19 protein-coding genes are annotated in these 21,172 nt (G+C 67.9%); 11 read left to right on the top strand and 8 right to left on the bottom strand.

Annotated elements, in window-relative coordinates; all coding sequences use genetic code 11:
• Nucleotides 1-167 precede the first annotated feature (167 nt).
• Complete coding sequence (locus ACWPN3_RS21165; RefSeq protein WP_492261727.1) at nucleotides 168-911, bottom strand: gamma-glutamyl-gamma-aminobutyrate hydrolase family protein; 744 nt, start codon at nucleotides 909-911, stop codon at nucleotides 168-170.
• An 11-nt stretch (nucleotides 912-922) separates the two neighbouring features.
• A complete protein-coding gene (locus tag ACWPN3_RS21160; protein WP_492241058.1) occupies nucleotides 923-1,954 on the bottom strand; it encodes an amidoligase family protein in 1,032 nt (343 codons plus the stop codon).
• A 363-nt stretch (nucleotides 1,955-2,317) separates the two neighbouring features.
• On the opposite strand from ACWPN3_RS21160, the gene ACWPN3_RS21155 reads away from it, so the two are divergent.
• Nucleotides 2,318-5,422, top strand: coding sequence for a PAS domain-containing protein (locus ACWPN3_RS21155; protein ID WP_492241057.1), 3,105 nt, complete (start codon nucleotides 2,318-2,320; stop codon nucleotides 5,420-5,422).
• An 85-nt stretch (nucleotides 5,423-5,507) separates the two neighbouring features.
• Here ACWPN3_RS21155 and acnA read toward each other — a convergent pair whose 3' ends face one another.
• Nucleotides 5,508-8,198, bottom strand: a complete 2,691-nt coding sequence (acnA, locus tag ACWPN3_RS21150; protein ID WP_492241056.1) for an aconitate hydratase AcnA — start codon at nucleotides 8,196-8,198, stop codon at nucleotides 5,508-5,510.
• Between the two features lie 393 nt (nucleotides 8,199-8,591).
• Here acnA and lepB point away from each other — a divergent pair, with 393 nt between their 5' ends.
• Nucleotides 8,592-9,329 carry a signal peptidase I gene (gene lepB / locus ACWPN3_RS21145; protein ID WP_492241055.1) on the top strand — a complete coding sequence of 246 codons (738 nt, stop codon included), beginning with the start codon at nucleotides 8,592-8,594 and terminating at the stop codon, nucleotides 9,327-9,329.
• Between the two features lie 48 nt (nucleotides 9,330-9,377).
• Here the strand turns inward: lepB and ACWPN3_RS21140 are convergent, their stop codons facing one another.
• Nucleotides 9,378-10,424, bottom strand: coding sequence for a class I SAM-dependent methyltransferase (locus ACWPN3_RS21140; protein ID WP_492241054.1), 1,047 nt, complete (start codon nucleotides 10,422-10,424; stop codon nucleotides 9,378-9,380).
• Between the two features lie 260 nt (nucleotides 10,425-10,684).
• Between ACWPN3_RS21140 and ACWPN3_RS21135 the strand changes: the two genes are divergently transcribed.
• The 4 genes from ACWPN3_RS21135 (at nucleotide 10,685) to ACWPN3_RS21120 (ending at nucleotide 12,809) form a co-directional block, all read left to right on the top strand.
• The gene (locus ACWPN3_RS21135; RefSeq protein WP_109445489.1) at nucleotides 10,685-11,287 is read left to right on the top strand and encodes an NUDIX domain-containing protein; all 603 of its coding nucleotides are present in this window, start codon (nucleotides 10,685-10,687) and stop codon (nucleotides 11,285-11,287) included.
• A gap of 37 nt (nucleotides 11,288-11,324) precedes the next feature.
• Nucleotides 11,325-11,954, top strand: a complete 630-nt coding sequence (locus tag ACWPN3_RS21130) for a 3'-5' exonuclease (RefSeq protein WP_492241053.1) — start codon at nucleotides 11,325-11,327, stop codon at nucleotides 11,952-11,954.
• A 133-nt stretch (nucleotides 11,955-12,087) separates the two neighbouring features.
• Nucleotides 12,088-12,372, top strand: coding sequence for a YciI family protein (locus ACWPN3_RS21125; protein ID WP_109445491.1), 285 nt, complete (start codon nucleotides 12,088-12,090; stop codon nucleotides 12,370-12,372).
• Between the two features lie 17 nt (nucleotides 12,373-12,389).
• Nucleotides 12,390-12,809, top strand: a complete 420-nt coding sequence (locus ACWPN3_RS21120) for an EVE domain-containing protein (RefSeq protein WP_109445492.1) — start codon at nucleotides 12,390-12,392, stop codon at nucleotides 12,807-12,809.
• Between the two features lie 62 nt (nucleotides 12,810-12,871).
• Here the strand turns inward: ACWPN3_RS21120 and ACWPN3_RS21115 are convergent, their stop codons facing one another.
• Nucleotides 12,872-13,096 carry a hypothetical protein gene (locus ACWPN3_RS21115; protein ID WP_492241052.1) on the bottom strand — a complete coding sequence of 75 codons (225 nt, stop codon included), beginning with the start codon at nucleotides 13,094-13,096 and terminating at the stop codon, nucleotides 12,872-12,874.
• Between the two features lie 414 nt (nucleotides 13,097-13,510).
• Between ACWPN3_RS21115 and acs the strand changes: the two genes are divergently transcribed.
• Nucleotides 13,511-15,451, top strand: a complete 1,941-nt coding sequence (gene acs / locus ACWPN3_RS21110) for an acetate--CoA ligase (protein ID WP_492241051.1) — start codon at nucleotides 13,511-13,513, stop codon at nucleotides 15,449-15,451.
• Nucleotides 15,452-15,542: 91 nt separating this feature from the next.
• On the opposite strand, the gene ACWPN3_RS21105 is transcribed toward acs, so the two are convergent.
• The 3 genes from ACWPN3_RS21105 to ACWPN3_RS21095 all read right to left on the bottom strand — a co-directional run bounded on the left by ACWPN3_RS21105 (nucleotide 15,543) and on the right by ACWPN3_RS21095 (nucleotide 17,780).
• A complete protein-coding gene (locus ACWPN3_RS21105) occupies nucleotides 15,543-16,037 on the bottom strand; it encodes a hypothetical protein (protein WP_109445495.1) in 495 nt (164 codons plus the stop codon).
• Nucleotides 16,034-16,573: a hypothetical protein gene (locus ACWPN3_RS21100; RefSeq protein WP_492241050.1), complete on the bottom strand. Its 540-nt coding sequence runs from the start codon at nucleotides 16,571-16,573 to the stop codon at nucleotides 16,034-16,036. Before ACWPN3_RS21100 ends, ACWPN3_RS21105 begins: the two co-directional genes overlap by 4 nt.
• Nucleotides 16,574-16,742: 169 nt before the next feature.
• Nucleotides 16,743-17,780, bottom strand: a complete 1,038-nt coding sequence (locus ACWPN3_RS21095) for a DctP family TRAP transporter solute-binding subunit (RefSeq protein WP_492241049.1) — start codon at nucleotides 17,778-17,780, stop codon at nucleotides 16,743-16,745.
• Nucleotides 17,781-17,833: 53 nt separating this feature from the next.
• On the opposite strand from ACWPN3_RS21095, the gene ACWPN3_RS21090 reads away from it, so the two are divergent.
• The 4 genes from ACWPN3_RS21090 (at nucleotide 17,834) to ACWPN3_RS21075 (ending at nucleotide 21,146) form a co-directional block, all read left to right on the top strand.
• Nucleotides 17,834-18,517, top strand: a complete 684-nt coding sequence (locus ACWPN3_RS21090) for an OmpA family protein (protein ID WP_492241048.1) — start codon at nucleotides 17,834-17,836, stop codon at nucleotides 18,515-18,517.
• A 112-nt stretch (nucleotides 18,518-18,629) separates the two neighbouring features.
• Nucleotides 18,630-19,094, top strand: a complete 465-nt coding sequence (locus ACWPN3_RS21085; protein ID WP_492241047.1) for a cupin domain-containing protein — start codon at nucleotides 18,630-18,632, stop codon at nucleotides 19,092-19,094.
• A 94-nt stretch (nucleotides 19,095-19,188) separates the two neighbouring features.
• Complete coding sequence (locus ACWPN3_RS21080; RefSeq protein WP_492261726.1) at nucleotides 19,189-20,319, top strand: UDP-3-O-(3-hydroxymyristoyl)glucosamine N-acyltransferase; 1,131 nt, start codon at nucleotides 19,189-19,191, stop codon at nucleotides 20,317-20,319.
• Nucleotides 20,320-20,369: 50 nt separating this feature from the next.
• Entirely contained in the window at nucleotides 20,370-21,146 is a 777-nt protein-coding gene (locus ACWPN3_RS21075; protein WP_109445505.1) for an RNA methyltransferase, read from the top strand.
• The last annotated feature ends 26 nt before the right edge of the window (nucleotides 21,147-21,172 follow it).

The following is a 21,172-nucleotide window of genomic DNA, read 5'->3' as shown; positions in this document are numbered from 1 at the left end:
GCCTCCCGTTGCGGCAAAACCGCGGGCGCCCCGGAGCCATCCCTCCGGCGGCGCCCGCGTCGTTTTTGCACGTCGTTCCGGTGTTGCGATCCGTCCGGCAGGTGGTGGCGGCAGGATGCCGCCGCGTCACCATCATGGCGCACGGTAAAAGATGGACTGAGGGAGTATCAGCTGGATGCGCGGGCCGGGCGGCGGGCGGGACTCTCGACGAGTTCGTCCAGCGGGGCTGTGCCGGCGGCGGTTTCGACCAGACGGCGGAACAGGGCCTGCTGCCGGCTGTCCGCAACCAGATATTCCGGATGCCACTGCACGCCGATCATGAAGGGCTCGTTCGGCGCCTCGATGCCCTGGACGATGCCGGCGCGTTCGCGGGCGACGACGCGCAGGCCGTCGCCGACGCGGTCCACCGACTGGTGGTGCAGGGCGTTCACGCGGCATTCGGCGATGCCGAGGATGCGGTAGAGCCGGCTGTCCGGCGCGATCCGGATGCGCTTGCGCGGCAGCACGGTGCGCATATGCGGCGCTTCCTCGTAGATCTCGTGGATGTCGACGTGGAGCGAGCCACCACGGTGGACGTTGATCATCTGCGAGCCGCGGCAGATGCCCAGCACCGGCAGTCCGATCTTGGCGGCGCAGTCGAGCGCCAGCATCTCCAACCGGTCGCGTTCGGGATCGATGCGGATTTGCGGACGGGCGGATTCGCCGTAGAGCGAGGCGTCGATGTCGTCGCCGCCGCCGACGACCAGCGCGTCCAGCCGGTCGATGGGGAAGGGGAACTCGGCGGTGATGCGGACCGACGACGCGCCGGCCCGCCACAGGGCAAGCCGGTTGGCCATGGCGGCGATGCGGCTGCCATGGATCGAGGCGGTGATGCCGACCAGCGGCCGGGACCTGCCGACGATGGCTGCCATGGAAAACTCCCTCAGCCGGCCTGACGGGCGGGGCCGTCGGTTCCATCCGCTTGTCCGGCGCTGCCTGCGTGGTCACCGTGAATGCCCGGATTGGCGGCCAGCACGGCGTCGATGCGCCCGGCCCAGCCGTCGAGCTGCTGCGCTTCGGCCGCCCGGCGGTACTCGGTGCCGAGGCCGTCCAGCAGCGCGCGGTCGGCGGCCAGCCGCTCCACCGCCACCCAGCGGTTCCAGTCGGCGGCGAGCGACCAGCCGGGATCGCTCAGCCGTGCGTTCGGCAGCCGGTAATGGAAGGTCGGGCGCGGGCGGACATGCGGATCCTCCATCGCCGCGGCCAGACGGTCGCGGTCGAGATGGGCGAACAGCGGGAACAGGTCCAGCTCGCGGTTTCGGGTTGGGTTGTCGGCCAGATAATCGTCGATCAGCCCGCCCAGGTCGGGACGATAGGCAGGATCGACGACCTTTGCGGTATAGGGCGTCGGGAAGGCGGCGATGAAGCCGGACAGGCGCCGGGTGACGTCGACCCGGATTTCCCGCCGCAGCCAAGGGGCCAGCAGCAGGAAGGCCTTCAGCATGTCCAGCAGGTAATCGCCATCGGTCCGCGCCACCTCCGGATTGAAATGCAGGCCGAAGGCGAACAGCGGGCTGGCCTCCGTCCCGGCGGCACCAAGCGCGCGCAGGCGGGCGACCATCTCCTCCAACTCCGGCATCTGATCCACCGTCACCGGCGGGGCGGCGATCTCGAAGGGCATCACCAGACTGCCGATGTTGCCCCACAACGGCCGCAGCGGGTCGAGGATCGCCGCACCCCCCTTGCCCTTGTGGGCGGAGCGCATGTCCAGTTCGACCGTGAAGTCGCCGAGCCGCGTCTCCGTCACCAGACATCGGTGCGGGTTCTCGACGGTGACGGTGCCGCCGAACAGCCGGTGCACGCAGGCTGCGGCCGACGGCGCGTCCAGATCGGCGAATTCAAGTTCCACCCCCACGCGGCGCGGCGTGCCCTGGGACGTGGTGCGGAGCGGGGGGAGGAGGAAGGGTGTGGTCATTGCAAGGCTTCAACAGCCCACCCCGCAGCCTGTTCCATCGATGGAGCTGCATCGGGATTCCAGTTGCATCGGAAGTCCTTGAACACTGCAATGACGCGAATTCAAGCAGGCTGCGGTGCATATCCCTTTCGACCGTAACCACTCGATGGTGGTATGTTTTGGTTTTTGATGTAAATGCCCTGCAGTTGGCGGCAAATTGGGAGAGGATAACAGCCGTTCGATCGGCTTCTCCCCTCTGTTCCGGCTCATTCTTTTCTAAATTAACCGCCGCTTAACCATAAGTGCGTTAGCGATAGGCCTGCCGCAGGGTGGCGCATCCGTCGTTTCATCCGGTCGGCTTTGCGGAGGAGCCTCGTCTACGTCATGACCCTTCTGGCACGCCTCTTCATCCTGGTCCTGCTCGCGGTGCTGCCGGCGATCGGCATCCAGATCTACAGCGTGCTCGAACAGCGGGCGGAGCGCGAAGGCGAGGTGACACTCCAGGCCGAACGGCTTCTCCGGCAGGTCGAAAGCGAGCATTTCCGTCTCATCGACAGCGCCCGCCTGATGGTCACCGCGGTGACCGAGGCGCGCTTCCTGCGCCGGGGCGAGGCCGACAGCTGCCAGACCTATCTGGAGCGGCTGGCGACCCGTTCCGCCGACTACCGCACCCTGTCGATCACCGATACCGAGGGGCGCATCCTGTGCAGCGCCGATCCGTCGCGCATCGGTGCCTCTCTGAGCGTCCAGCCGCATTTCCGCCGGGCGATGGCGCAGGGCCGTTTCGCCGTCGGCGAATGGACGATCACCCATTCCGGCGCCGACGGCGGCGAACTGCCGGTCGCCGCTCCCTATTCGGACAGCGACGGCCGGCGGGCCGGCGTGGTCGCCCTGTCGCTCGACGTCCCGCGGCTGACCGCCCTCTTCGCCTCCCGTCCGATGCCGGACAACACCACCCTGACCGTCGCCGACCGCTCCGGCACCATCCTGGTGAAGCTGCCGGGCACCCAGGGCCGCGCCGGCGAACGGCTGCCGGACAGCTATCTGGGGCTTCTGTCGGAACGGGAAGCCGGCGTGACCATGCTGCCCGGACTGGACGGCGTGTCGCGCATCCTTGCCTTCTCCCCGCCGGCCGCCGGCATCCGCGACCTGTTCATCAGCGTCGGCGTCGACCGCGGCGCCGCCATGGGCGCGGTGGACCGCGCCACCCGGGACGGGCTGCTGATGACACTGTCGGGCTTCCTGGTCGCCGCCGCCGCCGCCTGGATCGGCGGTACCCTGTTCATCCGCCGCCCGGTCGATGCGCTGGTTTCCGCCGCCCGCGACTGGAGCGAGGGCAAGACCGCCACCCGGGTGAAGCTGTCCGACCGCTCGTCGGAGATCGGACAGCTCGGCTACGCCTTCGACATGATGGCTGAACGGCTGGAGGCGCGTGAAGCGGCGCTGCGCCAGTCCGAAAGCCACATCCGCGCCGTGCTGGACGCGCTGCCGGCCTATGTCGGCGTGCTGACGCCGGACGGGGCGGTGGCCCAGGTCAACCGTGCCGCCGCCGATGCCGCCGGGCTGCCGCCCGCCCGCATCGTCGGCCGCCCCTTCGACGAGATCTGCTGGCTGTCCTTCGACGAGGCCGGGCGGGAGCGGTTGCGGCAGGCGCTGGCGCTGGGCGCCGGCGGACGGTCCTCCCGCTTCGACGCCGGGCTGCGCGTCGCCACCGGGCGGGACACCACTCCGCGGGAGATGACGGTGGACGTCAACCTGACCCCGATGGTCGATGCCGACGGCCATGTCACCCACCTGATCGCCACCGGCATCGACATCACCGAACGCAAGCGCACCGAGGAGGCGCTGCGTGTCGCCGAGGAGCGCGTGCGCACCGGCTTGCGCAATTCCGGCGTGGTGGTGCTCAACCAGGACCGCGACCTGCGCTACAGCTGGGCGCATTCGGAATGGCTCGGCTTCTCTCCCGACGCACTGATCGGCCGTACCGACGCCGACCTGTGCAGCCAGCGTGAGGATGCCGACGGCATGATGGCGCTGAAGCGCCGGGTGATGGAGAGCGGCGTCGGCGCGCGGGAGGAGGTGCGCATCCACTGCAAGGGCGAGGATCGCTTCTTCGACCTGACCGTCGATCCGCTGCTCGATCCCTCCGGCCGTGTCGAGGGCGTCACCTGCGCCGCCGTCGAGGTCACCGACCGCAAGAAGGCCGAGGCCGAACTGCGCCGTGCGCGGGAGGAGGCCGATCAGGCCAACGACGGCAAGTCCAAGTTCCTCGCCGCCGCCAGCCACGACCTGCGCCAGCCGGTGCAGTCGCTCTATCTCTTCACCGCGGCGTTGAGCGACCGGTTGCAGGGTCATGCGGCGCTGCCGATCCTCGACAACATCCGCCAGGGGCTGGACACGCTGAAGAGCCTGCTGGACGGTCTCCTGGACATGTCGCGGCTGGAATCCGGCAAGATCGTCGCCACGCCGGTGGAAGTACGGCTGAACCAGATGCTCGGCCGGCTGGTCGCCGAATACGGCCCGCGCGCCGCCCAGAAGGGGTTGGTGCTGCGCGCCGTGCCGACGCGCGCCTGGGTCCGCACCGATCCGGCCCATCTGGAGCGCATCCTGCGCAACCTCGTCGAGAACGCGTTGCGCTACACCACCAGGGGCAAGGTGCTGCTGGGTTGCCGCCGGACGCCGTCCGGCATGCGGGTGGAGGTGTGGGACACCGGCGCCGGCATCCCCGCCGACCGGCTGGAAGACATCTTCGAGGAATTCACCCAACTGGGCGAGCGCAGCGAACGCGGCCTCGGCCTGGGGCTGGCCATCGTCAAGCGGCTGTCGCGGCTGCTCGGCCATCCGGTGACGGTGCGCTCGTGGGAGGGCAAGGGGTCGGTCTTCGCGGTCGAGCTGCCGCGGGTGATCCTGGGCAACCCGCGTCCGGCCAGCGGCACCGCCGCCGCCGCCGCGACGCTCGCGCGCCGGTCCATCGCCAACGATGCGGCGGCGGCCAATGCCGCGAACGATCGGGGGCAGGCGATCAGCGCCATCGCCAACGCCTTCGGCGGTGGGCGGAGCGCTGGCGGGGCGACCAAGACGATTGCCGCGCCGGCTGCCGCAGTTGCGGCCGGATCCGCCAAGGGCATGGTGCTGGTGATCGACGACGAGGCGATCATCCTGCTCGGCCTCAAGGCGATCCTGGAAGGCTGGGGCTATGACGTGCTAACCGCTAAGTCGGGCGATCAGGCGCTGGAACGGCTGCGCGCCGACGGCCGCTGCCCGCAGATCGTGCTGGCCGACTACCAGCTCCAGCAGGGCCGCACCGGTCCGGAGGCGGTCTGTGCGGTCCAGACCATGCTGGGCCAGTCGGTTCCCGGCATCATCCTGACCGGCGACACCAGCTCCGAACGCCAGGAAGAAGCCGAACGCCGCGGCTTCCGCATCCTGCACAAGCCGGTCTTCCCCAACGACCTCCGCCGCATGATGGCGAGCGCCGGGGCGGCGTGATGCGCCGGTTCGGTTTTCCTCGGCAGCAAAAAGGGCCGCTCCCCCACCGGGACGCGGCCCTTGCCTTATCCGAACTCCGGCAGCCTTACTTCGCCAGATTCCTCAGCACGAAGTTCAGCACGCCGCCGTTCCGGTAATACTCCACCTCGTCCAGCGTATCGATGCGTAGCAGCAGCGGGTAGGTCTCCACCGTGCCGTCGGCGCGGGTCAGGGTCAGGGCGACGTCCTTGCGCGGCCGCAGATCCTGTTCGATGCCGGCGATGTCGAAGCGTTCCGATCCGTCCAGCTTCAGGTCGTTGCGGGTCAGGCCGTCCTTGAACTGCAAGGGCAGGATGCCCATCCCGACGAGGTTGGAGCGGTGGATGCGCTCGAAGCTCTCGGCGATCACCGCGCGGATACCCAGCAGCCTGGTGCCCTTTGCCGCCCAGTCGCGGCTCGACCCCGTGCCGTATTCCTTGCCGGCGACGACGACCAGCGGCACGCCCTCGTCGGCGTAGCGCATGGCGGCGGTGTAGATCGGCAGCCGTTCGCCCGACGGGTAATGCTTGGTCTCGCCGCCTTCGACGCCGGGGATCAGCTCGTTGCGGATGCGGATGTTGGCGAAGGTGCCGCGCATCATGACTTCATGGTTGCCGCGGCGGGCGCCGTAGCTGTTGAAGTCCTGCGGACGCACCTGATAGCTCAGCAGGTACTCGCCGGCCGGGCTGGTCTTCTTGATCGAGCCGGCGGGGGAGATGTGGTCGGTGGTGATGGAATCGCCCAGCACCGCCAGCGCCCGCGCGCCGCGCACGTCCGACACCGGGTCCGGCGTCTTGGTCAGGCCGGTGAAGAAGGGCGGCAGCTTCACATAGGTGGAGCCGTCCTGCCACTGGTAGGTCTGGCCTTCCGCCGTGGCGATGGCCTGCCACTGTTCCGGACCCTTGAACACGTCGGAATAGCGGCTGCGGAACATCTCGGCGGTCAGCGAGGCGTCGATGGCGTCCTGCACCTCGCGGTTGCTCGGCCAGACGTCCTTGAGATAGACCGGCTGGCCGTCGGTGCCGATGCCCAGCGGATCGGTCGTCAGGTCGATGTTCAGGTTGCCGGCCAGCGCATAGGCGACGCACAGCGGCGGCGAGGCGAGGTAGTTGGCGCGGGTGTGCGGGTTGACGCGGCCCTCGAAGTTGCGGTTGCCCGACAGCACGGCGCCGACCACGAGGTTGCCGTCCTCCACGGCCGCGGCGATGGCGTCGGGCAGCGGGCCGGAGTTGCCGATGCAGGTGGTGCAGCCATAGCCGACGATGTTGAAGCCGATGCGGTCGAGATAGGGCTGCAAACCGGCCTTGGCGAGATAGTCGGTGACCACCTGGGAGCCCGGCGCCAGGGAGGTCTTGACCCACGGCTTCTGCTTCAGCCCCTTTTCCACCGCCTTTTTGGCCAGCAAACCGGCGGCGATCAGCACCGCCGGGTTGGAGGTGTTGGTGCAGGAGGTGATGGCGGCGATGACGACGGCGCCCTGTTCCAGGCTGTAATCGGCGCCCTTCACCGGAACCGCCTTCTTCGAGTCGTCAGCCTTGTAGGCCTCGGTCATGTCCTTGGCGAAGCCTTGCGCCACCGCCGACAGCGGCACGCGGTCCTGCGGACGCTTCGGACCGGCCAGCGACGGCTCCACCGTGCCCATGTCCAGTTCGAGCACGTCGGTGAAGACCGGATCGGGGCTGTTCGGCTCGCGCCACATGCCCTGGGCTTTGGCATAAGCCTCGACCAGCGCCACGCGGTCGGGATCGCGGCCGGTGAAGGTCAGGTAGCGGATGGTCTCGGCGTCGATGGGGAAGATGCCGCAGGTCGCGCCATATTCCGGCGCCATGTTGCCGATGGTGGCGCGGTCGGGCAGCGTCATGCTGTCCAGGCCCGGCCCGAAGAACTCGACGAACTTGCCGACCACGCCCTTCTTTCGCAGCATCTGGGTGACGGTCAGCACCAGATCGGTGGCGGTCATGCCCTCCTTGAGCCGGCCGGTCAGCTTGAAGCCGACGACCTCCGGGATCAGCATGGAGATCGGCTGGCCCAGCATCGCGGCCTCCGCCTCGATGCCGCCGACGCCCCAGCCCAGCACGGACAGGCCGTTCACCATCGTGGTGTGGCTGTCGGTGCCGACCAGCGTGTCGGGATAGGCCACCGGCTTGCCCGACGGGTCGCCGTCGGTCCACACGACCTGGGCCAGATATTCGGTGTTGACCTGATGACAGATGCCGGTGCCCGGCGGCACCACGCGGAAATTGTCGAAGGCCTTCTGGCCCCAGCGCAGGAACTCGTAGCGTTCCAGGTTGCGTTCGAACTCCAGATCGACGTTCTTCTGGAAGGCCTCGGCGCCACCGAAGTAATCGACCATCACCGAATGGTCGATGACCAGATCGACCGGCACCAGCGGGTTGATCTTCGTCGGGTCGCCGCCCAGCGACGCCATTGCCTCGCGCATCGCCGCCAGATCGCAGACCGCCGGCACGCCGGTGAAGTCCTGCATCAGCACACGGGCCGGGCGATAGGCGATTTCACGGTCGGACCGCTTGTCGACCAGCCATTGGGCCACCGCCTTCACGTCGTCGACGGAGACGGTGCGCCCATCCTCGAACCGCAGCAGGTTTTCCAGCAGCACCTTCATCGAGAACGGCAGCCGCGACAGATCGCCGAGACCTGCCTCCTCGGCGGCCTTCAGGCTGAAATAGTCGTAGCTCTTGCCGCCCGCGCTGAGCGAGCGGCGGGTCTTGAGTGAATCTTGACCGGTGAAGGTGGTCACGGGAAAGACTCCTTGGCTTCTGTGGCTTTTGGACCCGGCAGTCCGGATCGTGGCTTTCGGTTCGGGCGGGCACCGGGACGGATGCCTGGGGGAAGATGCTTCTCGTCGGATGGACCGGGGATGGACCGGACGGCCGCCGGACAGGACGCGCCATACAGCCAAGATGTAGGGCGCGAGGCCGGTCTATCAACGCACCGGATGACCCCTGCCGCAAGACGAGGTGGAAGTCCAATCCATGGGGCAGGACTTGGCGTGTGCCTGGATACTGGAAACGATTACGGTGCGGTGGTCCATACATTACAAAGTTTTATGCCGTCCGGAATTGCATATAGCTTTCAGCGAGGTGCTTGTCCGGCTAGTCTGCCCGCGGCGACACATGGACGGAGGCGGGCGGTGACGGGCAAGAGCGGTCATTGGGAGATGGTCCGCACGGTCACGGTCGCGGGGCTGCTGGCGCTTGGGGCCCGCTCGGTGGTGGCGCAGCCTTTCCACGTCCCGTCGGGATCGATGGAGCCGACGCTGGAGGTCGGCGATTTCCTGTTCGCCAGCAAGTTCCCCTACGGATACAGCCGCTATTCCTTCCCGCTCGACGCGCTTCCCATCGCCGGGCGGGTGCTGGGCCATGCGCCGGAGCGTGGCGACATCGCCGTCTTCCGTCTGCCGCGCGACCCGGAGCAGGTCTATGTGAAGCGGCTCGTCGGGCTGCCGGGCGAGGTGGTGCAGATGCGGGACGGCGTTCTGCATGTGAACGGCCAGCCGGCGGCGCTGGAGCGCCTGGAAGATTTCGTCGAGACGGGAGCCGACGGTGCCCGCCGGACCATCCCGCAATATGTGGAGCATCTGCCGGATGGTCCGACGCACCGTGTCCTGCATGTGGCCGGGCGCGACGGCCTGGACGACACCCCACCGCTTCGGGTGCCGGATGGCCATTACTTCATGCTGGGTGACAACCGCAGCAATTCGCTGGACAGCCGGGTTGCGGCAACGGCCGGCGGCGTCGGCTTCGTTCCCGCCGAAAACCTCATCGGCCGGGCCGACCTGCGGCATTTCTCCGTCGACCCAACCGCGCTGGACGAACCGGCCCGCTGGCCGGCGGCCCTGCGGCTCGACCGCATCGGGCTGATCCACTGATCCGATACGCTGCGGCGACCCTCACGCCATCCTATCGGGCGGGCTTCGTCACGCCGGCTTCATCGCCACATAGCGGACGAAGCGCAGGCCGCTGCCCAGCACCCGCAGCCGTGCCCACCACAGTGCCAGTTCGCGCTTCAGTGCGGCCAGCACCGGGGCCGGCGGCACGGCCGCGGCCAGCGTGTCGGCCAGCTTGCGCACGCGGTCGATGATGTGGCGGCGGTGCAGCTGGGTCAGATCCTCCGAAATGCGGAGGTCGAGGTTGCGCTGGGTCAGTTCGTCGGCCATGCGGGTGGCGGTCCAGGGATAGACCTCCATCGGCTCCTCCTCCCGCCAGCCGTTCCAGCTGTCCCAGGAGCTGGGGGTGCCGTCGATCACATAGTCGTACAGGGCGATGCCGCCCTTGGGCTTCACGCAGTCGCCGAGCCGGTCGAGGAACAGGTCCTTGTCGCGCACACGGTGGAGGATGCGGTCGGCCATCACGAGGTCGAAGCTGCCGGCCTGGTTGAAATGCTCCGGGTCGTAATGGGCGATGGGCGCCTTCTTCGATAGGCCCAGCACCTTCGACCGGTCCATGGCCAGCTTCGCCAGCAGCGGCGACGGCTCCAGCCCGGTTACCCAGGTGTCGCAGCTTTGCACCAGCGCGCGGGCGGTGCCGCCCAGGCCGGCCGACAGGTCCAGCACGCTCTTGGCCGGGTTCAGCCCGAAGGAGCGGACGGAATCGACCATCCACGCCGCTTCCTCCGGCCCGGTCATGTCCTGGCCCCACAGAAGCTGCGCGCCCTCGCTGCGCGCCGGCGACCAGACCGGCTCGCCGTGACGGTCGAGTTGCATCAACGCCAGCCGGTCCAGGTCCGGGTTGCCGGTGGGCGGAGCCGGCAGCGCGATTGCGGCCGGCGGTGCTGGAGGTGTGGTGCTGCCGACTGCATCGACCGGGCCGGGCTGCCGGCGGCCCGCCAAAGCGCGTGGGTCGGTCCGGCTCGAAATGCGGGGCAGGCGGGACAGGTCATAGCCCTCCCACCACGCAGCCAAACGGATGCGCCAGTCGGGGTTACGCCACCGCTCCAAATCCTGTGGACTGATCTGCGGCACCACGCATCTGCCCTTTCCAGGTCAAGCGGCGGATCACCGATCTACCACTTTTGGGTATAGTCACGACATCCGGCACCGTGATTTAGAAGTAGGTTGGCCTGATTTGTCTGTCAAGAAACCATTGTTTAACGATTTCGACTTCGTTTTCGCCAATTGTTGGAAAATTTTACCAGTTTTTGTCTGTGCGTCGCGCTCTGTGCGGCCATTGCGGCCGCCGGGGCGCCTCCCTATACTCCCGACGCAACCGACGAAGGGGGCTTGGCGTGCCGATCGAAACCGGTGAGTCCACCGGCAATCCCTGGACCGTGCTGACCAGCACGACGAAATACGAGAATGCCTGGATGGAGGTGGTGGAACACAAGGTTCTGACCCCGAAGGGCTCTCCGGGAATCTATGGCGTCGTCCATCCCCGCAGTCTTGCCACCGGCGTGGTGCCGGTCCATGCCGACGGCACGGTGACCCTGGTCGGCCAGTACCGCTTCCCCCTGAAGCAATACAGTTGGGAAATCCCCGAGGGCGGCGGGCGCAAGGGTGTCGAACCGCAGGAATCCGCCGCGCGCGAGCTGCGCGAGGAAACCGGCCTGACGGCGCGGCGCTGGATGCCGCTGATGACGCTGCACCTGTCCAATTGCATCACCGACGAGGTGGCCCACACCTTCGTCGCCTGGGATATGGAGCAGGGCGAGTCCGCGCCCGACGAGACCGAGGTGCTGGCGGTGCGCCGCCTGCCCTTCGCCGAGGTGATCGACATGGTGCTGTCCGGCGCCATCACCGACGCCATGGCGGTGGCCAGCCTGCTGAAGCTGCGGGTGCTGGCGGCGGAAGGCGCGCTGCCCGACGACCTCGCCGGCATTCTCCGCCTCTGACCTGCCGGCGATTGAACCGCCAACAAATCGGATCTCAATGACCGTCATTTCCGGCCACGCCGTCGCCATCGATTTCGAGACCGCCAACGAGACCCGCACCAGCGCCTGCTCCATCGGCGTTGCCTGGATCGAGAACGGCCGCGTGACCGGGACGGAAGAGCATCTGATCCGCCCGCGCGAGCCGCGCTTCAACCCCTTCAACAGCGCCATCCATGGCATCCGTGAAGAGGACGTGGCCGACGCGCCCGAATTCCCGGAGGTGTGGGCGGGTCTGCGGGAGCGGGTGCAGGGCCGGCTGATCCTGGCCCACAACGCCGCCTTCGACCTCAGTGTGCTGCGCCATACCCTGACCGACTATGGCGTGGACCTGCCGGCCTGCGACTTTCTCTGCACCGTCATGATGGCGCGCCGGGCCTGGCCGGCCTTGACCGGACACCGGCTGAACCATCTGGCCGATTTTCTGGGGATCGCGCTCCACCACCATCATGCCGGCAGCGACGCCGAGGCCTGCGGCCGCATCGCGCTGGCCGCGGCGCTGGAGATGGGGTTGGGCGGCTTCGGCGAGATCGAGCGCACCGGTATCCGCCTGGGCCGCATCGCCCCCGGCGGATATTCGCCCTGCAAGGGCGGCAAGGCGCCGCCGCGCCGCCCGCGCGTGGTGGCGTGAACTGTCAGCCGACGCTTTCCCCCCGGCTTCCCCTGCGTTTAGATTTTTGCGATCGGCTTTACGCTTCAAATCGATTCCGATTTTTCGCGATCCGATCTAGGCTCCCGCTCCACCGTGTGAAGGAGCGAACCGCATGCTGTTCATGTTCCATTGCGTCGACAAGGCGGGCGCCGCCGATGTCCGCGCCGCCAACCGTACCGAGCATCTGGCCTATCTGGAAGCCAATGCCGCCCGCCTCTTCGCCGCCGGCCCGCTGCTGTCGGACGACCAGAGCGGCATGGTCGGCAGCCTGCTGATCGTCGAGTGCGCCGATGCCGCCGCCGCGCAGGCGTTCGCCGACGGCGACCCCTATGCCAAGGCCGGCCTGTTCGACAGCGTGACGATCCGGCCCTGGCGCCGCGTCTATCCCAAGGCCTGAGCGGGAGAGCGCTGGCGATGGCCTACTGGCTGGTGAAATCCGAGCCGTTCAAATATTCCTGGGACCGCATGGTCGCCGATGGCCGGACCCATTGGGACGGGGTGCGCAATTACCAGGCGTCCAACAATCTGAAGGCGATGGAGGTGGGCGACCGCGCCTTCTTCTATCACTCCAACGAAGGTCTGGAGATCGTCGGCATCGTCGAGATCGTCCGCACCTATTACCCGGACCCCAGCGACGAGGCCGGCCGCTTCGGCATGGTCGACGTGGCGCCGGTGATGCCGGTGAAGACACCCGTCACGCTGAAGCAGATCAAGGCCGATCCGCATCTTCAGTCGATGGCGCTGGTGCGTCAGTCGCGGCTGTCGGTCTGCCCGGTCACCGACGAGGAGTGGGCGCGGGTGTGCGATCTGGCAGGGGTCGGCGTGCCGGCCTGAGGGGCGTAAGGCGGGGCGAAAGCGGCCCCGCTCTCCGCTGCCCGGTTGCTTCGGTGAAAGACCTACTCCGCCGCTTCCTGCATCGCCGCATGGAAGTCGTTGGTCGCCTGCATCATGCGCCGGGCGATGTCCGCCATGCCGGCTGCCGAGATGGCGCTCATGGGGCCGCCGAGCGCGCGCAGCGTGGCGTCGATGGCCATCAGGCTGGTGCGGTCGGCCATGCCGGCGAGACGGTCGCTGCGGTCGCCGGCTTTCGGAAGATCGTCCGCGTTGGTGGTGCTGGGCATTGCGATCCTTGCCGCCGCTGATCGTTACCGTGATGCAGCAACTCTATAGCTGCCGGCGGGTTAAGGTCGGGTTAAGCAAGGGATCGTCCGTTACAGGACAGACATCCCCGAATGCTGCCCTCCATGCTGCGCCGCGGCGCGGCGGATGGTCGCGGAACGGGACCGCCGCCCTTCCGGCCCGGTTGGCGGCGCGGTCACGGAGGCATTGGCATGCCTCGGTATGCTTGGGGAAGAAACAGTCTCGCGCTGCAAAATCAGCGACACAATCCTCCTTTGGTCGGGGGGCCTGCGGGGGCCGATCTGCTTGTTCGTCCCGCAACTTGTGTGGATAATGCCGCTCAATTCCGGGCGGCGGCCCGCCGCCCTCCAATCATCTTCCGGCCAATTCGGAAGCACCACGGGGGAATCGCACTCATGACCGACAACAGCTTCTTTCCGGTGAAGCCCGAGATCGCGGCCGCCGCCCACGTGAATGCGGAAGCCTATGCCCGCATGTACGAGCAGTCGGTCAAGGACCCCGAGGCGTTCTGGGGCGAACAGGGCAAGCGGCTCGACTGGATCCAGCCCTACAGCAAGGTGAAGGACGTCAATTTCAACGACGACGTCCATATCCGCTGGTTCTACGACGGCACGCTGAACGTGTCGGCCAACTGCATCGACCGCCATCTGGCGACCCGCGGCGACCAGACCGCGATCCTGTTCGAAGGCGACGATCCCGGCGTTTCCAAGGCCATCACCTACAAGGAGCTGCACGAGAAGGTCTGCCGTCTCGCCAACGTGCTGAAGAAGAACGGCGTCAAGAAGGGCGACCGCGTCACCATCTATCTGCCGATGATCCCGGAAGCCGCCTATGCGATGCTGGCCTGCACCCGCATCGGCGCCATCCACTCCATCGTCTTCGGCGGCTTCTCGCCCGACAGCCTGAAGGACCGCATCGTCGACTGCGACAGCCATTTCGTCATCACCTCCGACGAGGGCCTGCGCGGCGGCCGCAAGGTGCCGCTGAAGGCCAACGCCGACAAGGCGGTGGCCGGCGCGCCGACGGTCAAGCATGTGCTGGTGGTCAAGCACACCGGCGGCAACGTCGCCTGGACCGAGGGCCGCGACCTTTGGTACCACGAGGAGATGGAGAGCGTCTCCGCCGACTGCCCGCCGGAGGAGATGAACGCCGAGGATCCGCTGTTCATCCTCTACACTTCCGGCTCGACCGGCAAGCCGAAGGGCGTGCTGCACACCACCGGCGGCTATCTCGTCTATGCGTCGATGACCCATCAGTATGTCTTCGACTACAAGGACGGCGAGGTCTACTGGTGCACGGCCGACGTGGGCTGGGTCACCGGCCACAGCTACATCGTCTATGGCCCGCTCGCCAACGGCGCCACCACGCTGATGTTCGAAGGCATCCCGACCTACCCGGACGTCTCGCGCTTCTGGCAGGTCATCGACAAGCACAAGGTCAACATCTTCTACACCGCCCCGACCGCCATCCGCTCGCTGATGCGTGAAGGCGAAGGACCGGTGAAGACGACCTCGCGCGCCTCGCTCCGCGTGCTGGGTTCGGTCGGCGAACCGATCAATCCGGAAGCGTGGCTGTGGTACTACAATGTGGTCGGCGACGCCCGCTGCCCGATCGTCGACACCTGGTGGCAGACGGAGACCGGCGGCATCCTGATCAGCCCGCTGGTCGGCGCCATCGGCCAGAAGCCGGGCTCCGCCACCAAGCCGTTCTTTGGCGTCCAGCCGGTCGTCGTCGACAACGAAGGCCAGATCCTGGAAGGCGAGACCGAGGGCAACCTCTGCATCGCCGATGCCTGGCCCGGCATGATGCGCACGGTCTATGGCGACCACGAGCGCTTCATCCAGACCTACTTCTCGACCTTCGCCGGCAAGTATTTCACCGGTGACGGCTGCCGCCGCGACGCCGATGGCTATTACTGGATCACCGGCCGCGTCGACGACGTCATCAACGTGTCCGGCCACCGCATGGGCACCGCAGAGGTCGAGAGCGCGCTGGTCGCCCACCCGAAGGTCGCCGAGGCCGCGGTCGTCGGCTATCCGCACGACCTGAAGGGCCAGGGCATCTACGCCTACGTCACGCTGAACGCCGGCGAGACTCCGACCGAGGAGTTGCGCAAGGAACTGGTCGCCTGGGTCCGCAAGGAGATCGGCCCGATCGCCTCGCCCGACCTGATCCAGTGGGCCCCCGGCCTGCCGAAGACCCGTTCCGGCAAGATCATGCGCCGCATCCTGCGCAAGATCGCCGCGAACGAGCATGACAGCCTGGGCGACACCTCGACGCTGGCCGATCCGGGCGTGGTGACCGACCTGATCGACAACCGCATGAACAACGCCTGACGGCAGGTTTCACGGGGAAAAGGGGCGCTCCGGTGGGGCGCCCCTTTTTCTTTGTCGTGTCAGGTTCTCACCCCCAACGGCACGACCACCCTCACCGCTCCGGCAGCACCAGCGGGGCGGCGGGGGAGATGGTGAAGGCGGTGGGGGAGGGGTGGCGCTCGACGATCCGCTTGCGGGCGTCTTCCGCACTTTCCGCGGCAATGGCGTAGGTGCGGATGCCGGTCCAGGGGGCGGTGGCGTCCAGCGCCTCCACCGCGACATACCACAGCGGGCCGCTGGACCGGGCGACGCGGTCGACGCAATAGAACTCCATCGGCGTCAGGGCGGCATCGTCGGTGGCCGCCGACTGCAAAGACAAAATCTCGCCCTCGACCTCCGCCGCCTCGTGGCGCAGGCCGGCGAGGGTTTCCTCCGCCTCCACCCGGCGGACCGAGGCTAGCTTGGCGTAGTTGGCATAGACGTCCAGCCGCTCCTTCAGCGCGGTCAGCTTCTCCGACTGCCGGCGGGCGCGCATGCCGAGGATGCGCTCTGCCAGCACGCCGATCACCAAGCTGGTGACGGCTCCCAGAACCCACACGGGGCTCATGGTGCGGAGGCCCCGGCCACAGCGTCTTCGTCGGCCTCCTCGCTGGAGACGGTGACGCCCACGCCTTCGTGGAAGATGTTGCGGGTCAGCATCTGGGCGGCGGCGAAGTCGGAGGCCCAGACCTGCGCCTCGTTTCCGAAGCGCCAGATGGCGGGGTGGACCACCGCCTTGGCATCGGGCCGGGCGGTGAAGCCGGGGGTCATCGCCAAACGGAAGGTGAAATGGTTGCGCCCCGGCTCCGGCCGGCCGATCTCGTGGATGAAGCGGCGCGCGGCGGCGGTGCGCTTGCCGCTGCGGCGGTTCAGGACCAGCTTGTCGGTCGACAGCTCCACCAGCCTTGCCTTCGTCGCCTCGATTTCGGCCTGCATGGCCTCCAACTCGTTGGCCTGGAGTTCCAGCGCGTCGCGTTCGGCGGTCAGGGCCGCGCCGCAGCGGCGGATTTCCCGGTCCGTCCGCAGGATCAGGCCGCGGCGGATGCCCAGAAACAGCAGGGTGGCGCCGATGCTGAACAGCGCCAGCAGCATTTCCGACGTCATACGCGCCCGCTCCGCAAACCATTCGGCCCTGGGGGAGTTGTAGCGCAATCCGCCTGGGCACGCATCACAAGCAAGTGCCTTAAGGGCTTAAAAAAAAACAAGTCAAACAATTGGGCCTGAAAACGGCGCCCCGCAGGGCGCCGTAGTCGTCAGCCAAGCGCACGGACAGTCATTTCCGCTCGCCGATGGCGGCCTGGGCCGCCTTCACCAGATCGGGGCCGATCTGCTTGGCCCACTTGTCGAAGACCGGCTGGGTGGCGGTCTGGAAGGCCTTCTGTTGGTCCGGCGTCAGGCGAACCACCTCGACGCCCTGGGCGGTGATCTCCTTCAGCAGGCTGTCGTCCTCGGCGGTGATGCCCTTGCGGGAGATCGCGACCTCTTCGGCGGCGGCCTGGACGGCGGCGGCGCGCACGGCCTCCTGGTCCTCCTTCGACCAGCTGGCCCAAACCTCTTTGTTGACCACGAAGATCAGCGGATCGGCGACATAGCCCCACAGGGTCAGGTTCTTCTGGCCCAGCGTGGCGAGCTTGGCGGCGACGAAGATCGCCAGCGGGTTTTCCTGCCCGTCGACGGCGCCGGTCGACAGGGCCGGCTGGGCGTCGGCCCAGCTCATCTGCGTCGGGTTGGCGCCGAGTGCGGTGAAGGTGTCGAGGTAGAGCGGCGAGCCGACGACGCGGATCTTCAGCCCCTTCAGGTCGGCTGGCGTGCGGATCGGGTGCTTGGAGTTGGAGATCTCGCGGAAGCCGTTCTCACCCCAGGCCAGCGGCACCACGTCCTTGGTGGCGAGCAGCTCGAACAGCGTCTTGCCGACCTCGCCCTGGGTCAAAGCATCCAGCGCCTTGTGGTCGGGCATCAGGAAGGGCAGGGAGAAGAGGTTCAGCTCCTTCACCTGCGGCGACCAGTTGATGGTGGAGCCGACCGCCATGTCGATGGTGCCCTGGCGGAGTGCCGTAAACTCCTTGGTCTGGTCGCCGTTCACCAGCGAGGTGCCGGGATACATCTTGATGTTGATGCGGCCGCCGGTCTTCTCCTTGACCAGTTCGGCCCAGCGGTCGCCGCCGACACCCCAGGGGAAGGGCTTGCCCAGAACGGTCGAAAGCTTGTACTCCGCCTTGTAGTCGGCAGCGTTCGCCGCACCGGCAACCAGAGCCGGAACCGTCAGAGCGGCCAGCGCGATGCCGGCGAGCAGAGCCTTCAGCGATTTCATGCTTGTTTCCTCCCAAGCGCCCTATACGAAAGATACGGACCGGGATCGTACAGATGCACGCAGGACTGTTCCACGCGCAATTTGAAGCGACCGTCCGCGGTCCGAACAATGCGGCCATGCGGCTGGTTCTGGCGCTCGGCGTTTGTGTCTGGCTGACGTCACCTGCTGCAGGCCTTGCCCAGGGGCTGCCCGGCCCGGCGACCCCGATGGGGCCGAATCCCAGCGAGTGCGAGATCCAGGCGGCGCTCCTCGGCACCACCGGACCCAACTGCCCGCCGGTGGCGATGCAGCGACCGGCCGCCCCGCCGCCGGCCACATCCCCCGCCGCATCCCCCGGTCAGCGGCCGGGACCGGTGACGGTGCCGCCGCTGCCCGGACCGACCGCCATGCAGGCACCGGAACTGCGCGCCGCCTTCCGGGTGGAGTTCGACTTCAACTCCGCCGTCATCCGGCCGGAATCGCGGGAGATTCTGGACAAGGTGGCGGCGGTGATGGGGGCGGCCGGCACCACCCGCTTCCGCATCGTCGGCCACACCGACGCGGTCGGCGGCGACGCGGCCAACCTCTCTTTGTCCAAGCGGCGGGCGGCGGCGGTGGTCGAGTATCTGGTGTCTCGTCACCACATCCACGCCGACCGGCTGGAGGCGTCCGGCATGGGCGCGCGTGAACTGCTGCTGCCCGACCAGCCGAAGGCCGCGGCCAACCGGCGGGTGGAGATCGTCAATCTCGGCGGCTGATGTTTTTTTCCGATCCGCCGGGAACCTTTGGCGGGGTGGGGTGTTGCGCAGGAGCGCTGACGGGCCTTCGGCCCTGTGTGCCCCTCCCTCCAACCCCTGACCGGGAGAGCCGATGCCGGATCACACCCCCATTCCCATCGACAGCCACCGCATCGCCGACGACGAGGTCGGCAAGCCGGCGGTCTTCGGTGCCATCCTGTCCGGCCAGCCGCTGGAGATTCACCGCAACATCTTCGAGGGCGACTACAGCCGCTTCCGGTCGGGGGTGTGGCAGTGCACGCCTGGCCTCGTCGCGATGAAGGACTGGCCCTATCATGAGTTCTGCGTCCTGCTGTCGGGCCGGGTGATCATCACGCCGGAGGGCGGAACCCCGCGGGAATACAAGGCCGGCGACGCGCTGGTGCTGCCGATGGGCTTCACCGGCACCTGGGAGATCCTGGAGACGGTGCGGAAATACTATGCGGTCCAGGCGCGCCAGCCGCTGCTGCGGCGGATGAAGGCGCGGGTGAAGGGCTGGCTGCGGCCGGAAGCCAAGGGCGGGCCGGCGGCGACTGTGCAGCCCGGCACCGCGTTCTGACACCTCGCCATCCGCCGGACGCCCGTGTTAGGGTCCGCCGCGCCGTCTGCCAGGACGGCCCCCATGCAAGACCCTGACACCGGTGCGTCCCATCATGATCCACGCCCCCCGTACCCTCACCGAGATCGCCGAAGCGCTGGGCGCCGCGGTCGAAGGCGACGGCTCCCTCACGATCCGCCGCGCCGTCCATCCGTCGGAAGCGGAAGGGCCGGAGGATCTGGCGCTTGCGATGGACAAGGATCTGCTGGCCCTGCTGCCCGGCAGCAAGGCGGTCGCCGCCGTCGTCGCCGAAGGGGTCGAGGTGCCGGAGGGCATCAAGGGCCGCATCGTGGTGAAGCGTCCGCGCTATGCCATGGCCGGGATGCTCGACATCTTCGAACGTCCGGTGCATGCCGAGCCGGGGGTGTCGCCCCAGGCCTATGTGGCGCCCGACGCGGTGGTGGCGCCCGATGCCTCCATCGCTCCCTTCGCCTACATCGGCCCGCGCGCCCGCATCGGCGCCGGTGTGGTCGTGCTGCCGCATGTCACGGTCGGGGCGGACGCGGTGATCGGCGAGGGCAGCCTGCTGCACCCCGGTGCCCGCATCGGCGAGCGGGTGGAGATGGGCGCCCGCTGCATCGTCCATCCCAACGCCGCCGTCGGCAATGACGGCTTCAGCTTCGTCACCCCGGAGCCGGGCAGCGTCGAATCGGCCAAGACCACCGGCCGCGTCGTCGGCACCAACGTGCTGATCCGCCGGGTGAACTCCATCGGCACGGTCGTGCTGGGCGACGATGTCGAGATCGGCGCCGGCGCCACCATCGACCGCGGCACGGTGACGGCCACCCGCATCGGCAACGGCACCAAGATCGACAACCTCGTCCAGATCGGCCACAACGTCCAGGTCGGCACCAACTGCATGCTGTGCGGCCATGTCGGCATCGCCGGCAGCACGGTGATCGGCGACCGTGTGGTCCTGGCCGGCAAGGTCGGCGTCGCCGACCACATCAAGATCGGCAGCGACGCGGTGGTGGCGGCCAATTCCGGCGTCGGCATGAACATCCCGCCGAAGTCGGTGTGGATGGGCTATCCCGCCGTGCCGCGCGCCCGCGCCTTCGAGCAATACAAGGGCCTCGCCCGTCTGAAGCGTCTGTTCGCCGACGTCTCCGACCTCAAGGCGCGCCTGACCGCCATCGATGGCGGCCCGGTGAAGACCGAGGCGGAGCCGGCGGAGCAGCAGGAATAGGCGGCAATCCGGCCGTCTTCGCCCTTCATCGTTCAACCACAATCGTCCCCATGACCTCCGGCCAGAACCCCACCCGTGAATCGATCCTTGGCGGCCCGGCCGTCATCCTGGTGCAGCCGCAGCTCGGCGAGAACATCGGCGCCTGCGCGCGTGCGATGCTGAATTGCGGGCTGACCGACCTCCGGCTGGTCAAGCCGCGGGACGGCTGGCCGAACCCGAAGGCGAATGCCGCGGCGTCGGGGGCCGACCTCGTCATCGACAATGCCAGGATCTTCGAGACGACAGCCGAGGCGGTCGCCGATCTGGAGTCGGTCTTCGCCACCACGGTGCGCACCCGCGACATGATCCAGCGCTTCGTCACCCCGCGCGTCGCGGCCGGCGAGATGCGGGAGCGCTATGCCGCCGGCCAGAAGGTCGGCGTGATGTTCGGGCCGGAGCGCACCGGGCTGTTCAACGACGACCTGACCCTTGCCCAGACGCTGGTGACGGTGCCGCTGAACCCGGCCTTCTCTTCGCTCAATCTGGCGCAGGCGGTGCTGCTGATCGGCTACGAGTGGTTCCAGGCCGGCGATCGCACGCCCGACCGCTTCCTGCACACCGGCCAGACCCGTCCGGCGACGATGGCGGAGCGGGTGAACTTCTTCGAGCGGCTGGAGGCGTCGCTGGACCGTACCGGCTTCTTCACCAGCGAGGCCAAGCGCCCCTCGATGATCCGCACCCTGCGCAACGCCTTCGAGCGGATGGAGATGACTGAGCAGGAGGTCCGCACCCTCCACGGTGTCGTCACCGCCCTGGTCGAGGGCGACAAGCGGAAAGGCGGGAGTTAAACCTCAAGCACCGCTATAGTGGGCGT

The sequence above is a fragment of the Azospirillum sp. UENF 111221 genome, assembly GCF_058780625.1.
Note: the sequence above shows the minus strand (reverse complement) of the source record. Positions and strands in the feature narration are given on the sequence as shown.